General features: G+C 44.2%; 14 protein-coding genes. 5 read left to right on the forward strand and 9 right to left on the reverse strand.

Annotated elements, in window-relative coordinates; genetic code table 11:
• Positions 1 to 60: 60 nt before the first annotated feature.
• The 4 genes from AC1DXF_RS26315 to AC1DXF_RS26330 form a co-directional block, all read right to left on the reverse strand.
• The gene (locus AC1DXF_RS26315; RefSeq protein ID WP_477451671.1) at positions 61 to 351 is read right to left on the reverse strand and encodes an ATPase/DNA packaging protein; all 291 of its coding nucleotides are present in this window, start codon (positions 349 to 351) and stop codon (positions 61 to 63) included.
• A gap of 87 nt (positions 352 to 438) precedes the next feature.
• Positions 439 to 1,779 carry an alpha-L-fucosidase gene (locus AC1DXF_RS26320; RefSeq protein ID WP_477451672.1) on the reverse strand — a complete coding sequence of 447 codons (1,341 nt, stop codon included), beginning with the start codon at positions 1,777 to 1,779 and terminating at the stop codon, positions 439 to 441.
• 456 nt (positions 1,780 to 2,235) lie between these two features.
• A complete protein-coding gene (locus AC1DXF_RS26325; protein WP_477451673.1) occupies positions 2,236 to 3,339 on the reverse strand; it encodes an NADH:flavin oxidoreductase in 1,104 nt (367 codons plus the stop codon).
• Positions 3,340 to 3,368: 29 nt separating this feature from the next.
• Positions 3,369 to 3,668 (reverse strand): ArsR/SmtB family transcription factor, encoded by a 300-nt coding sequence (locus tag AC1DXF_RS26330; RefSeq protein WP_477451674.1) that lies wholly within the window; start codon positions 3,666 to 3,668, stop codon positions 3,369 to 3,371.
• A gap of 181 nt (positions 3,669 to 3,849) precedes the next feature.
• Here AC1DXF_RS26330 and AC1DXF_RS26335 point away from each other — a divergent pair, with 181 nt between their 5' ends.
• Positions 3,850 to 5,307, forward strand: a complete 1,458-nt coding sequence (locus AC1DXF_RS26335) for a serine hydrolase domain-containing protein (protein WP_477451675.1) — start codon at positions 3,850 to 3,852, stop codon at positions 5,305 to 5,307.
• Between the two features lie 358 nt (positions 5,308 to 5,665).
• On the opposite strand, the gene AC1DXF_RS26340 is transcribed toward AC1DXF_RS26335, so the two are convergent.
• Positions 5,666 to 6,145 carry a DUF6702 family protein gene (locus AC1DXF_RS26340; protein ID WP_477451676.1) on the reverse strand — a complete coding sequence of 160 codons (480 nt, stop codon included), beginning with the start codon at positions 6,143 to 6,145 and terminating at the stop codon, positions 5,666 to 5,668.
• A gap of 323 nt (positions 6,146 to 6,468) precedes the next feature.
• Here AC1DXF_RS26340 and AC1DXF_RS26345 point away from each other — a divergent pair, with 323 nt between their 5' ends.
• From AC1DXF_RS26345 to AC1DXF_RS26355, 3 genes are all read left to right on the forward strand, one after another.
• Entirely contained in the window at positions 6,469 to 7,059 is a 591-nt protein-coding gene (locus tag AC1DXF_RS26345; protein ID WP_477451677.1) for a HupE/UreJ family protein, read from the forward strand.
• On the forward strand, positions 7,056 to 9,392 hold the full coding sequence (locus tag AC1DXF_RS26350) for a M1 family metallopeptidase (RefSeq protein ID WP_477451678.1): 2,337 nt from the start codon (positions 7,056 to 7,058) through the stop codon (positions 9,390 to 9,392). Before AC1DXF_RS26345 ends, AC1DXF_RS26350 begins: the two co-directional genes overlap by 4 nt.
• Before the next feature lie 239 nt (positions 9,393 to 9,631).
• A complete protein-coding gene (locus tag AC1DXF_RS26355; protein ID WP_477451679.1) occupies positions 9,632 to 9,865 on the forward strand; it encodes a hypothetical protein in 234 nt (77 codons plus the stop codon).
• A 397-nt stretch (positions 9,866 to 10,262) separates the two neighbouring features.
• Here the strand turns inward: AC1DXF_RS26355 and AC1DXF_RS26360 are convergent, their stop codons facing one another.
• The 4 genes from AC1DXF_RS26360 to AC1DXF_RS26375 all read right to left on the reverse strand — a co-directional run bounded on the left by AC1DXF_RS26360 (position 10,263) and on the right by AC1DXF_RS26375 (position 12,845).
• Entirely contained in the window at positions 10,263 to 10,964 is a 702-nt protein-coding gene (locus AC1DXF_RS26360) for a hypothetical protein (protein ID WP_477451680.1), read from the reverse strand.
• A 114-nt stretch (positions 10,965 to 11,078) separates the two neighbouring features.
• Positions 11,079 to 11,222: a hypothetical protein gene (locus tag AC1DXF_RS26365; protein WP_477451681.1), complete on the reverse strand. Its 144-nt coding sequence runs from the start codon at positions 11,220 to 11,222 to the stop codon at positions 11,079 to 11,081.
• Positions 11,223 to 11,292: 70 nt separating this feature from the next.
• Positions 11,293 to 11,649, reverse strand: coding sequence for a hypothetical protein (locus tag AC1DXF_RS26370; protein WP_477451682.1), 357 nt, complete (start codon positions 11,647 to 11,649; stop codon positions 11,293 to 11,295).
• A 26-nt stretch (positions 11,650 to 11,675) separates the two neighbouring features.
• The gene (locus AC1DXF_RS26375; RefSeq protein ID WP_477451683.1) at positions 11,676 to 12,845 is read right to left on the reverse strand and encodes a hypothetical protein; all 1,170 of its coding nucleotides are present in this window, start codon (positions 12,843 to 12,845) and stop codon (positions 11,676 to 11,678) included.
• 522 nt (positions 12,846 to 13,367) lie between these two features.
• Between AC1DXF_RS26375 and AC1DXF_RS26380 the strand changes: the two genes are divergently transcribed.
• Positions 13,368 to 13,685, forward strand: coding sequence for a DUF6660 family protein (locus AC1DXF_RS26380; RefSeq protein ID WP_477451684.1), 318 nt, complete (start codon positions 13,368 to 13,370; stop codon positions 13,683 to 13,685).
• The last annotated feature ends 62 nt before the right edge of the window (positions 13,686 to 13,747 follow it).

The raw sequence follows: 13,747 nt of genomic DNA on the forward strand, positions 1-13,747 counted from the left end.
TCTGTCGCAGGCGAGAGACCCTGAAGGGACATTCCGAATCCATATCAATGCCAGATCGTTTTAGCACCTCCAGCCCCCGCAATAGGGATGGAAATGGATACCGGCCCGGCGCCTAACGCCCTGTGCGCGTATGAATGCACAGCCCGGGCCGCAGGCATTGCCATGAAGGAGTGTCAAGAGGCAAGAATCAAGAATTAAGACAAACGATATCCTGTTTTTATTGCTGATCCTGGTTAAATGATCGGGGTGCCGAAGTGACTTGTATTGGTTAACAACAGGCACAAATATTTGGATGCGCCTAAATTGCGCAATCAGTTTTGTGTTAAGCATGATAAAATATAAATAACTCATTGTCAAATATTTATGAAAAATATATTTGAAATGCCTTAAGTTACGTTAACCCAATTTAGATGTGTTTCCCAATATCTGCATGCCGGTTTACAACCCGCCCTGCCCATGGTATAATTGTACAGGCTTGTCTAATTGTAGTTTGATAACGGTTATGTAGGGGTCTTTATATTTGTCGGGTACGTTGATGAAAACAAGGCCGGGTACCGGGCTCCAGGAAATTTTTCCAACAACTTTGGGCTGTAAATGAGCGGTTGTTCCCACTACCTGTACATCTTTAATGGTGTTTTTCAATCCTTTCAGCATAATGTTTCCGGCGGTTTGTCCCGGTAAAAAAAGATAGATGGTTGTTGAGTCTTTTGATAGGGTGGTAGGGCCGTAAAAATGGCCCTGGGGCAAACCTGGCAGTGTTCCAAAAATGGCTTCTCCATTTTTTTTGTTCCAGGCTCCAAGCTCTTTTAAAATATTTACCTGTTCGGCGGGGATGGTTCCATCGGCCTTGGGGCCAATATCTAATAAAAGATTGCCGCCGTTGCTAACCGCATCTACAAAAATGCTGATAACTTCAAAAGGAGTTTTATAATTGATATCATCGGGATGAAAGCCCCAGTTGTTGTTGGTTGTCATACATAACTCCCACCAATTAAAGTTGGGGCGGCTAACCGGGAAGTTTTGTTCGGGTGTTTCGTAATCGCCATAACCTTGCAGCCGGCCATTAATGATAGCCGCCGGATTAAGGGTTAAAATTTGTTTCCTTACTTTTTCAGCCTGCCATTCGGCAGCGCTGTGCTCCCAGTCGCCATCAAACCACCACAAGTCGGGTTTATATGCTTTATTTACCTCGTCAATTTGCGATTGAAAAAAATGCTGAAACCGTTGCCAGCGCTCAGGCTCATCGGCAACTTTATACCGGCTGCTGTCTTTTAAAAAACCGGGGTAATCAGCATGGCTCCAATCTATCAAAGAAAAGTAAGCGCCGCGTTTGATCCCTTCTTTATCCAAAGCATCATAAAAAGGTTTTAATACATCTTTTTTTGCAGGCGAATTATCCACCACGTTGAAATGATGCTGCTTTGTGGGCCATAGCGCAAAGCCGTCGTGATGCTTGGTAGTAATAACGGCGTAGCGGGCCCCGCTTTGCTTAATTAAACCGGCCCATTGCCCCGGGTTATACCGGGAAGCCGTAAAACCTTTTAGCTGCTCCATATAACTTTTATAACTTATTTTTTTGTTATGAAAGCTCCAGCTTTCATCAACCCCATTTACCGAGTAAATGCCCCAATGAATGAAAATGCCAAGTTTTGCATCGGCAAACCATTGCATTTTTTTCCGGATAGAATCGGGTGCGGTTTTTTGCTGAGCGCAAACAGTTAAGGAATACGAAAAGAAAAAGGCAGCTATAAAAATGCGCAGTGAGATGTATTTAGGCATAAACAAATTTGAAAAATAAATTTATATAATCGGCTTGACCCCAATTGAAACCGGTGATAGGCCTTATCCCGATAGACATTATTGTGTTCGATCGTCACAAAGGTAAACAAACCGCCTATTGAGTTTTAGGTATTGAAATCATTTTATTGGGAGATAAAAATTTTGTTTCTAAAAATTCTGTGTTACACAAACATTAGGTTTGAACGCTGGCTAATACTCACCCGGCGAGGCTGCGCCCGCCACCCTCTCTTCGGCTTCGCCGGAAAGAGGGGCTTGAAATTTTATTATTTATTTTTTTGATTATAATTTGATATTCAGCGTTCAAGCCCCTCTTTACACCGCAGGTGAAGAGAGGGTGGCGGGCGCAGCCTCGCCGGGTGAGTCTTCGCCGCCATGCGATATACGTCATTCCCCCTTCAGCGCTTCATGAAATTTTTCCACTTAGGATGACTTCGTTTACACCAGCTCCATCAAAGCTTCTTTGCTAAATCCCTTCAGCTCTTCGGTGCGGTTATCGCGGATTTTTTGCGCCCAGCGCGGATCGGCCAATAGCGGGCGGCCAACGGCTACCAGGTCAAAATCGCCACGGTCCATACGGCGCAGCAGTTCATCTAACGAGCTTGGGTTTGAGCTTGCGCCACCAAAGGCGGCCAGGAATTCGCCATCTAAACCAACAGAGCCAACGGTAATGGTTGCTTTACCCGTTACTTTTTTGGCCCAGCCGGCAAAGTTTAAATCCGAACCTTCAAAGTCGGTTTCCCAGAAACGGCGCTGCGAGCAATGGAAAATATCCACGCCGGCATCGGCCATCGGGTTTAACCAGGCTTCCAGTTCCTGCGGGGTTTTGGCAAGCAGGTTGTTATAGTCGGCAGGTTTCCATTGCGACAGGCGAATGATGATGGCAAAATCCTCGCCAACCTGTTTCCTTACTTCATTAATTACTTCAACTGCAAAACGGCTGCGTTCGGGCAGGGTTTTACCGCCATAAATGTCGGTGCGTTGGTTGGTGCCATCCCAAAAAAACTGGTCGATGAGGTAGCCGTGGGCACCATGAATTTCAACACAGTCAAAGCCTAATCTTTTGGCATCGGCTGCAGCGCGGCCAAATGCGGCAATGGTATCGGCAATATCAGCATCGGTCATGGCGTTGCCATTGGTATTGCCCGGTCTGTTTAAACCCGACGGCCCCTCAAATGGCTGCGATGGCACCCAGCCCGAGCGGTGGTTATCCATAATGCCCATATGCCAGATCTGCGGACCCATGGCGCCGCCAGCTGCATGCGCACCGTTAATTACATTTTGCCAGCCGGCCAAAGCTTCGGTACCATAAAAATGGGGAATGTTGGCATCGTTTGACGACGATACCCGGTCTATAACCGTGCCTTCGGACAGTATCAAGCCCACTTCGCCTTCGGCGCGTTTGCGGTAATAGGCGGCAACATCGGCTGTAGGTACACCGTTTGGCGAGAATGAACGCGTCATGGGCGCCATTACAATGCGGTTTTTGATATTTAATGATTTCAGGCTGAACGGCCTGAACAAGGTGTTATTAGTGCTCATGTTATAGTTTGTGTTTTGTAAATGCTTAATTATAATTCCGATTCAATCAGTTTGCTGAGGGCGGTGAAGGCTTCTTCGTTTCGTTTGTAGTAAGTCCATTGGCCAACGCGGGTAGCGGTAACCAGGCCGGTGCGCTGCATTAGTGCCAGGTATTCTGATACGGTAGATTGTGTTAACCCCGCCTTGGCCTGAATTTGACCAACGCAAACACCGTTGGTAAACCCATATTCCTGCTGGGAGGGAAAATTGACTTCGGGCTCTTTAAGCCATTGCAAAATTTGCAGCCGGGTTTTGTTTGATAGCGCCTTAAAAATCTCTAACTGATCCATAGCACAAAGATATATCGACTTTTCCCGATATGTCAATTAATAGTAGAGAGATGACATTGGGTTGATGAAGCTAAATATCAAGCATTGAAACTAGTTCAGAATTTAATTCTGATATCTGTTTAATTTTACAAATTAAATTCTAATATTTGAATGTTTTAAATAGCATAACCAAATAATAAGTATGAAGACAGTCAGGATAGGAAGTGTTTCATTTTTATTGTTATTAACAGCTTTCACGACTTGGGGGCAGGACAACACGATAAAAAACATTACAAAAGTTGAAAATGGACTATTCCCTTCGGTTCAGATAGAAGGCGAAAAGTTATGGAATATACTGGATAGGATGGCGTACTATAAAACGCCGGGTTTAAGTATGGCGGTTATTCAAAACTATCATCTTGTTTGGGCAAAAGGTTATGGATTTTCAAATGATAGTTCAAAAACGCCTGTATCTACACAAACGCTTTTCCAGGCAGACTCTATCAGTAAATCATTGAACGCGGCAGGCGTACTTAAACTAATGGAGCATAAAAAGCTCGATTTATATACCGATATCAATACTTACCTTAAAAGCTGGCAGTTTCCATACGATAGTTTGTCCAAAGGAAAAAAAATCACCATGGCAAACCTGTTAACCCATACCGGCGGAATAAATTTGCAAGGTTTTGGAGGGTATCTGCCTGGTAAACCCCTGCCAACCACAGTACAAGTATTAAAGGGCGAAAAACCTGCCAATAGCCCCCGCATCCGGTCCGTTTTTGAACCCGGTTTGAGGCCCGAATATTCGGGCGGTGGGATAATCATTGCGCAGCAGATGGTGATGGATATTACCGGGAAGCCATATGCCGATTACATGAAAGAAGCTGTTTTAGAACCATTGGGCATGCGCAACAGCACTTTTAACCAGCCTCCTGGCGGTATCAACCAGGCTGCGCTGGCCACCGGCTACAATATAACCGGCAATCCAATCCCAGGCAAATACCGCATTTTTGTTGAACAGGCGGCCGCCGGCTTATGGACAAACCCCTCCGACCTGGCTAAATTTGTTATTGGCATTCAACTGGCTTACGAGGGAAAATCGACTAAGTTGCTTACACAACAAAGTGCCAGGCTAATGCTTACACCCTACCAGGATAAGATGGGAATTGGGCTTGGTACTTTTATAAATGTATTGGATAGCACAAAGTATTTTAGCCATCCGGGAGCAACGGCAGGTTTTCAAAGTATTTATTATGGTAGCCTGCAAGGCGGCAACGGCGTGGTAATTATGCTTAACAGCGGCAGCCAGCAACTGGTTGCCGAAGTAGTAAACAGCGTGGCAAAGGTTTATGGTTTTAAAGATATGTACCATACCAATATAAAAAAACTGGTACCAATACCCGCCGCAGATGTGTTACAAACTTATGCGGGACAATTCCAGCTGGCGCCCAACAGAATTTTATCCGTGTTACTTGAAGATGGCCACTTTTATGTAAGGATGCAAGGCGAGATGAAACGTGAGCTATTTGCCGAAGCACCGAATAAATTTTTTCTACGCGACCTGCCTTATGAAGTGGAATTTGTAAAGGATACAGCCGGGGCTGTTAATTTGGTACTGTATGCTGATGGACAAAAGATGGAAGCTAAGCGGGTGAAATAATATGAAGAGTAATGAATTAAGTTAAGACCCGGCACGGATACCAGCCAATGTGGATAAGGCCTGTGCAGAGTTGTGATGGTATGGGTTACCATCAAATTATAATACGCCCTTTTTTTACCTCCTGTTGTGCTGAGTGATAAAATTTCGCGAAATTCTGAAGGGGGAATGACATACAAAAATAAAAGACTGTCATGCTGAGGAACGAAGCATCTATTCGCCAACTTTTCTATTGGTCATGCACAGCTGATAGATCCTTCGTCCCTCAGGATGACAGGAAAATGGGATATGTCGTACCTCAGCATGACAAGGGAACTTTTGCTATGATTAAAAATCATCTGCACATCTGAAATCTGCACATCTAAAACTCAAACCCCGCCTCACTATCCGGGTTATCCAGCTTATCACTCTTGCGCTCGCCTCCTACTGTTACGTGCAGCATGTTTATTTGCTGGGGGTGTTCGGTATAAAGCAGGTCGTCGTGCACATCAACCTTTTTTGGTTTGCTGATGCCTTTGGCTTCAAAGTAAACCCAGGCGCCATCTTCCTGTATCTCGTAGCCCAGGTAGGTTAGGGGAAGGGCTTTGTTATCGGCTTTAATGGCCAGGTGCTTTTTGATGTAGTCGTTCAGCATCTGGTTTAGTTTGGCTTTGTCTTTGGGGTGTACAATATCAACCGGGGTTTTGTATTGCTTTTCGAGGGTACGCTCCAGGTCGTCGTAAAAAATGCGGCAGCTTACCTCAACACTTTGGGTTTTGGCGTTGTGGGTAATTTCGGTAACGCTTACAAAAAACGGGTGGAATAAGCTGAACAAGCTTATCATGAATAATTTTAACATCATCGACAATAGTTCAATTCATATTATTAAACGATAGTGAGGAGGCACCTACGGAGCCAACGCACATTTTATTTTTACTATAAACACGCTGCTCCTACGGAGCTCTCTTTGATGATATCTTACCTAAATATCATTGCTAATCCTTATTTATTCCTTATTCGATTACCCGACCCCATCGGGGTCACGTGTTTATAGCAAACAAACATACACACTTCCAGGCTCCGTAGGCGCCTCCTATAACCCACTGTGCATAAACTGGCATATCGGCTAACGCTTTTATTTTCGGCAAAAAACGTTATTTTTATTCGCAATTGCGAATTAGCTCAATGACTGACTTTTCATTATACTTCCAGTTAGGATGGCAACACATCTGTAACTGGGAGGGGTACGACCATATTTTATTCGTCGCCGTGCTTTGCGGCACCTACCTGCTGGCCGACTGGCGTAGGGTGCTGGTACTCGTTACTGCCTTCACTATCGGCCACTCTATCACGCTGGCTTTAAGTGTGTTAAATGTTATCCATATCAATACATCGCTTATTGAGTTTTTAATTCCGGTTACTATTGTATTTACAAGTTTGGTTAATGTGCTTAATAAAAAACGCACCACCAACACCATGCGGCTTAACTATGCGCTGGCCTTATTTTTCGGCCTTATCCATGGCATGGGCTTTTCAAACTACTTAAAAAGTTTGCTGGGCAGTAGCAGTAATATTACTGCCGAACTGCTTGCTTTTAACCTCGGGCTGGAGTTTGGGCAGGTATTAATTGTAATATCTGCGTTACTTATCTCTTTTGTGCTCGTCAAATTTGCCAAAACTCCGCAGCGCGACTGGACGATGTTCCTGTCGTCGGCCATATTTGGAATTGCTTTTATAATGTGTATCGAACGTTTTTTCCTAATTAAATTCAGATGAACAAATTTTACCCGGCTTTATTCTCCTGCCTGATGCTGGCCTCGGCATCATGGGCACAACACGACAACAACCCCGGCTCCAATCACGGTAACCGTTTTGAGCAGCTGGGTACCATGCTAAGTACCCCAAACAGCTATCGCTCGGCATCGGGTGCGCCAGGCCCTAAGTATTGGCAACAAAAAGCCGATTACGAGATTAACGCCACCCTTAACGATGACAAGCAGCGTTTGGATGGATCGGAAACCATTACTTATACCAACAACTCGCCGGATGCGCTAACCTATTTATGGTTACAGCTTGACGAGAACCAGCACATGAAAGATGCCGAAAGCTTTACCACTGCCGAAAGCAAAATGCAGGGCAAAATGACCATGCGCCAGCTGCAAGGCGTTATGGGCCACAACCTTGACCTGGGTAACCACATCGAGAGCGTAAAGGATGCCAATGGCGGCGCCCTTACTTATACCATTAACGAAACCATGATGCGTATTGAGCTGCCAGCCACTTTGGCGCCGGGCGCAAAATTTAAATTTAAAATTAGCTGGTGGTACAATATATCCGACAGGATGACCATTGGCGGCCGCGGCGGGTACGAGTACTTTGCCGAGGATAACAACTACCTGTATACCATGACCCAATGGTACCCACGCATGGCTGTTTACAGCGATTTCCAGGGCTGGCAAAACAAACAATTTTTGGGCAGCGGTGAGTTTGCCTTAACCTTTGGCGATTTTAAAGTGAACATTAACGTACCTGCCGATCATTTGGTAGGCGGTACCGGCCAATGCTCCAACTATGCCCAAAACCTTACCGGCGCCCAATTAAGCCGCTGGAACAAGGCACAAACAGCAACCACGCCCGTGCAGATAGTTACTTTAGATGAAGTTAAAAACGCCATGAAAGGCCACGCAGCCGCCCGCAAAACATGGGCTTTCCATGCCGAAAACGTGCGCGATTTTGCCTGGGTATCATCGCGCCGGATAGTTTGGGATGCCATGAGCGCCCAGATTGAAGGCGGCCGCAAAGCGATGGCCATGTCATACTACGGCCCCGAGGCTTACCCGCTTTACAGTAAATATTCAACTAAAGTGGTTGCGCATACCATCAAAACGTATTCAAAACATACCATCCCGTACCCTTACCCGGTTGCTATTTCGGTTGAGGCGGCAAACGGTATGGAGTACCCGATGATCTGCTTTAACTTCGGTCGTGCCGAAAAGGATGGTACTTACAGCGAGGCTACCAAAAACGGGATGATAGGTGTAATTATCCACGAGGTTGGCCACAACTTTTTCCCGATGATTGTAAACTCCGACGAGCGCCAATGGACCTGGATGGACGAAGGCCTGAACACATTTACACAGTACCTTACCGAACAGGCCTGGGACCCTAAATTCCCGTCATCACGCGGTCCGGCCTATAAAATAGTTGATTACATGAAAATGCCCAAGAATCAGTTGGAGCCTATCATGACCAACTCCGAAAATATTATCATGTTTGGCCCCAACGCTTACGCCAAACCGGCTACCGCGCTCAACGTACTGCGCGAGACTGTAATGGGCCGCGAGCTGTTTGATTACGCCTTTAAAACCTATGCAAAACGCTGGGCCTTTAAACACCCAACACCCGAGGATTTGTTCCGCACCATGGAAGATGCATCGGCTGTTGATTTGGATTGGTTTTGGCGCGGATGGTTTTACGGAACCGAGCCTGTTGATGTATCGCTCGACAGCGTAAAATACTATAAACTAAACAGCAAGAATCCGGCAATCGAGAACGCTACAGACCGTGCCGCTTACGAGCGTAACCTGGAAAACATCAGCACCACCCGCAACAAAGCCGCAGGTATGCAAACTACTGTAGAGGCAGATACCTCGCTGCAGGATTTTTACAGCAAATGGGACCGCTTTGCCCCAACACCTTTAACCGCTAAAGCATACCAGGATATGTATGCCGGCTTAAGCCCCGACGAAAAGAAGTTTTACGACAGCAAAACCAATTTTTACGAACTTACCTTCAGCAACAAAGGCGGACTGGTAAGCCCAATCATCATTGAGTGGACTTACACCGATGGCACCAAAGAAGTTGACAAACTCCCCGCCTACATCTGGCGCAAAAACGAGTTTAAAGTAAGCAAGGTATTTGCCAAAGCCAAAGAAGTAAAATCCATCAAGCTCGATCCATACCGCGAAACCGCCGACATAGACGAAGCCAACAACAGCTGGCCCCGCGAATACGCCCCAACAAGGTTCGAACTGTTTAAACAACAGGTATTGCCACGAGGCGCCACATCGGGCAGTAACCCGATGCAGGATGCCAGGAAAACGAATTGATAGTGAAGCCCCCGATGATGAGTTGGGGGCTTTGTTTTGTGGGGTCTAATGTGACAGATTTTATTTATTTAAAATTTATTGTATAATCGCAGTTATCCGTTACAACGTAAATGATGACAATAATAAGGTTGAAATAGATGGGACACAAAAAGGTTTGTTTATCATGCAGGCTATGCTTCAATAGAAATTTCGCTTATAACAGTGAACAAAAATATCCCTGCCCCCATTGTGGAATACCGATGAGGCTTTTAAACCAGCGTTTTAGGCCACCGAAAAAATCTGACAATAAGGGGTGGCAGTTGGTTGGATTTTTAATTGAAAACGGGTTTCCATTTCAACATATTTATCAAATAGGAAAAAATGAATATTTTAAAACTCCATACGATAACTATATACCCTACCCTAAGAATTTAAGAGATGCGAAGGAATTTGTCGAAAAATATAAAAGTCATATTCAAAAAACTCAAACTTAATATTTTCCAGTTCGGGAAATGATTTGGAATTTCATTGTGTTGCTTTTGATAAAAGTCAAACAATCCATCGATAAAAAAACAATGACTATTTATTTTTATGTAGGTTTCTAAATTCATAGTAATTATTGCACCTTTCTAAAAGTCCGCATAGCGGACGGCCCGTATATTATCAACGGGTTTTAACCCGTTGATTAGGAATACCGAAAAATAAATAGTCCCGTAGGAACGATCCATATATATGCGCCGAACCTACAGTTCTCAAACCTGTCGTATTCTTTTTTTCAACGGGTTGAAACCCGTTGCTACAAAATGGATCAGGGCTACGCCCTTGCTTGCCATGTCATTTACAGAATCACTCTATATTAGGAAAGTATAAATTGATAGGCATGCTTTAACCTTAATCTAATACTTCAACTGTTTTTACAACGAACCACGGTACTGGTTCAAATCCGTTATTCTCGTCGTTCATGTACTCGCTTATTTCTTGAAAATTAGGGATGTTATCGTATAATCCAAATTGATTTGTATTTATGTTAAATTTTTGGGCAAGCTCATTAGCTAAATCATAACAATGAAAAGTATGAAAGCTGCCGTCAAGTTCAATTCCAATGATATCAAACCCCCTGAAAATTTCTTTATCATCAATTATTTCCGGAATTCGGTCTTTGATGTTTTGGTATAAACCTATAGATTCTTGTATCTCCTTTTCAGGCTCAAATTCATCTACCAAATCAGTTGCTTCTTGTTCACCAAAATAAATGGCCATTATTTTAACGTCTTGTACATCAGCAAAGAAGTTTCTTTGATAAGCTTTCGCTGTTTCCAAATCCCGAAATAAATCGATCCAGCCAATCTTTTTCTCATCGAGTTTTTTATCTACCCAAGCCCGAAGTTTTGATATAACATTTCTATCAATGTCATATGACTCAATTAAATCATTCAAATTCATGCCATTATCAGTTGTCCAGGAATATGACCAATTATCCAATAAACTATCGTTGATGCAAGAGCTGCAAGTCAGAAGACATTTTGACTCAAGCGAACCAAACGTTACAGGTCGTAATTTTATAAGGTAATATCCACCAAGGAAACTGTTCATAAATCTGTACAAAGGTATTAGGTATTCTATTACAGCTGATTTGAAGTTTCTAAATTATAGAGGTGTACGTATGCCTGTGATTTGTCTCGAAATAAGCCTAATCATTATCACACTTTAAACGTTGAGTGTTTTGAGCTTCGCAATTTCTTTGGCTTTTTCATGAAGTGACCGAATAAACCCGTCACGTTGACGCACGAAACTGATCACAGCTTTTGCCTGCATTGAGTTTGGTTCAAATCTGACGACTTTACTTTTCATGATACCCCAATTTACTGCAATTTAATTATTAAAACAATAGGTGGTGCTATGTCGATATTTCTGTAATATCTCACTTTTTAAATACAAATGAGACAGTCTGCTCGTCAAAAAAAGCAGAACCATTAAATGGAATTTTCGCAGCATGTTCCAGGGCCTTGGTTGTTAAATAGGCCATTACAGTGTTATTTGTGTCAACTTCGTTAAATTTAATTTCCCGTATATTAAGGTTCAAGCCGAGTGGTTGAATCGTATGTTCAAGCCAATATGTTGCGCCAAATAAAATGCCACTATACCATCTTGCATAATTTTCCGGTACGGATAGATTTACTTTTAAACGTTCTGAAGTGAATTCGAAAGTAAGTTCAATTTCACCGTAAATTCCATGGGTTCCTACTTGTTTTGCTATTTTATAATTTGCGATGTTCATATTCTGACATTTGATGTTGGAGTATCCTACAACTCATACGACGATTCCCTACTCACCTCACTCACCAGCTCCTTAATCAATTCCCGTCCGCTTTTCCAGCGCTTTAAGCGGTTGGCCTGTTGAATACCTGGCCTGTCTTTAATTTCGAGATCCGGGTGGTAATAATCCTGCATGATGGCCTTCATCGCGTTGTGGATGTCATAGGTGCTTCCGGTTAACGTGAGTTCCGGGTTGTTTTTTACCAGGTCGGCCAGGGCATTGGCCATGCTGGTGGCGTAGTAAGGGCAGTCCCAATCATGGCGATAGGGGTTATCACCCTTAATATTTACCTTCTGCAGCGGGTGCGAAAGATCTTCCACGATCTCCGATATCGCCTCGCCAAATACATGCGAATATTCTGCAATAAAATGGTTCCACCAGCGGGGGTGATGCGGTAATTCCTTGAGCAAGGTATCGCAAACCATAACGCGTCGGGGGAAGTCGGGATTTGCCGGGTCCATGATCACCAGGGATGTTCCAAAATGCCCCTCTTCGGGCGAATGCCTGCTGTAGATCACAAAAAATTGCGGCTGTGTTTCACCCGCCTCATGCATGGCGGCTGTAAGCACTTTTACATCCTGTAAGCGCTCTTCCAAAAAACCACGTTTAAAAAGCACATGCAAATTGCCAGCTGATTTTGCCGTACAGCGCTTACTGTTTTCGTCAAATACATTCCCGTTTGCCGGACGGCTGCTAAAATGATTGCCGCTGTTATACCGGATTTCCTCCGATCCCTCGGGATAGGTGCTGATATCCGCGGTATCTCCCGCTTCGGTCTGCTTGTTGGGATGAACCGAGCGGAACGGAACATGCATACGTTCGCTATCCATCCTGCGGGCAAGGTTATAAATCCGTTGCTCCGTGGGTGCCAATAATGGATCTCCGGTGACCGGGTCAAAATAAACAGAACGTGCACGTCGGCCCAGGTGACAGGCAATGGGACGGTTTTTTAACAACCGCTGGATTGGATGTCGTGTATTCAAAAAGAAATCCCGCAAGGCATCATTGGCCAGGTACTCATCCAATGGCTGATCAAACTGGAGCAGCGTTTTATCCTCGTGGTTATACACCCATGCACACAAAAAATTGCGCACTTCCCACTCGAAGCTGCGGTTGGCAGCTTCTGCTATTTCTATAGTGCAGATGGGGTGTTTCATAAACTTCCTTGGGACAAGTAATATCGTAGAAAAAAACGTGATAAAAGTCAAAAGATAATCATAATTAATACAAATGCTGTAAATAGTTTTTATCTGGAATGATGGCGTTGCCTGCGGCCGGGCCATCCGTTCATACGCGCACGGGCATTAAGCGCGGCCTATGCGCAGAGCCATCGCGCGGCGGGTATCCACTGCTGTCCCTAACGCTTTTGTCTGAACCGGAATTAAACGGATTAAAGGAATTACAGGATTCTTTTCTTCTTAATCAATTAATCCGCCTGCAAATTAAAATCCAAAAAATCTGATAAATCCAATGAATCCCGGTTCAGACAAATGCATTAGCGATTGCAGCGGATACCTCCGTTAGCTAACGGATAAGGCCTTGTGCGCGAGCGTAAAGCGCGGCCCGCAGGGAATGCCATTATTGGAGTAAGGACAAAGGAATAAGGACTTCATCTATTAAATAAATTCATCCTGCTTAAATGGCTTTTACCTATCGCTAAATCTCTTACCTTTGGCCCAATGAAATTTCTATGCTATATATCTGCCCTAATTGTGCTGCTGCTTACGGCAAAGCCATGTTGTGCCGATAATGATTGTAGCATCAAAAACGCTGTTGCAAAAAATACCCCGGCCAAATCATCGCCCAAAGAAAAAGATTGCCAGGGTTGTTCACCATTTTTTGCATGCGGCTCATGTACCGGGTTTACCGTTACCAAAGCTATTGACCACACCTCGTTTTTATTGCCCGCAATATCCGTTAAGCATATTGTTGCTTATAACAGGCCATATACCGAAGATGTTGCCCTCTCCATATGGCAACCCCCGCAGATAAGTTAATAAAACCCACCATTACAGCTAAACAGCTGGTTATTTTGTATTAAGCCTCACCCTGCCCTCTC

The sequence above is a fragment of the Mucilaginibacter sp. P2_A5 genome, from assembly GCF_056404995.1.

Coding starts and splice junctions, on each gene's coding strand:
- AC1DXF_RS26315 (WP_477451671.1), bottom strand. CDS start 351: ATGAGTTATTTATATTTTATCATGCTTAACACAAAACTGATTGCGCAA.
- AC1DXF_RS26320 (WP_477451672.1), bottom strand. CDS start 1,779: ATGCCTAAATACATCTCACTGCGCATTTTTATAGCTGCCTTTTTCTTT.
- AC1DXF_RS26325 (WP_477451673.1), bottom strand. CDS start 3,339: ATGAGCACTAATAACACCTTGTTCAGGCCGTTCAGCCTGAAATCATTA.
- AC1DXF_RS26330 (WP_477451674.1), bottom strand. CDS start 3,668: ATGGATCAGTTAGAGATTTTTAAGGCGCTATCAAACAAAACCCGGCTG.
- AC1DXF_RS26335 (WP_477451675.1), top strand. CDS start 3,850: ATGAAGACAGTCAGGATAGGAAGTGTTTCATTTTTATTGTTATTAACA.
- AC1DXF_RS26340 (WP_477451676.1), bottom strand. CDS start 6,145: ATGATGTTAAAATTATTCATGATAAGCTTGTTCAGCTTATTCCACCCG.
- AC1DXF_RS26345 (WP_477451677.1), top strand. CDS start 6,469: ATGACTGACTTTTCATTATACTTCCAGTTAGGATGGCAACACATCTGT.
- AC1DXF_RS26350 (WP_477451678.1), top strand. CDS start 7,056: ATGAACAAATTTTACCCGGCTTTATTCTCCTGCCTGATGCTGGCCTCG.
- AC1DXF_RS26355 (WP_477451679.1), top strand. CDS start 9,632: ATGAGGCTTTTAAACCAGCGTTTTAGGCCACCGAAAAAATCTGACAAT.
- AC1DXF_RS26360 (WP_477451680.1), bottom strand. CDS start 10,964: ATGAACAGTTTCCTTGGTGGATATTACCTTATAAAATTACGACCTGTA.
- AC1DXF_RS26365 (WP_477451681.1), bottom strand. CDS start 11,222: ATGAAAAGTAAAGTCGTCAGATTTGAACCAAACTCAATGCAGGCAAAA.
- AC1DXF_RS26370 (WP_477451682.1), bottom strand. CDS start 11,649: ATGAACATCGCAAATTATAAAATAGCAAAACAAGTAGGAACCCATGGA.
- AC1DXF_RS26375 (WP_477451683.1), bottom strand. CDS start 12,845: ATGAAACACCCCATCTGCACTATAGAAATAGCAGAAGCTGCCAACCGC.
- AC1DXF_RS26380 (WP_477451684.1), top strand. CDS start 13,368: ATGAAATTTCTATGCTATATATCTGCCCTAATTGTGCTGCTGCTTACG.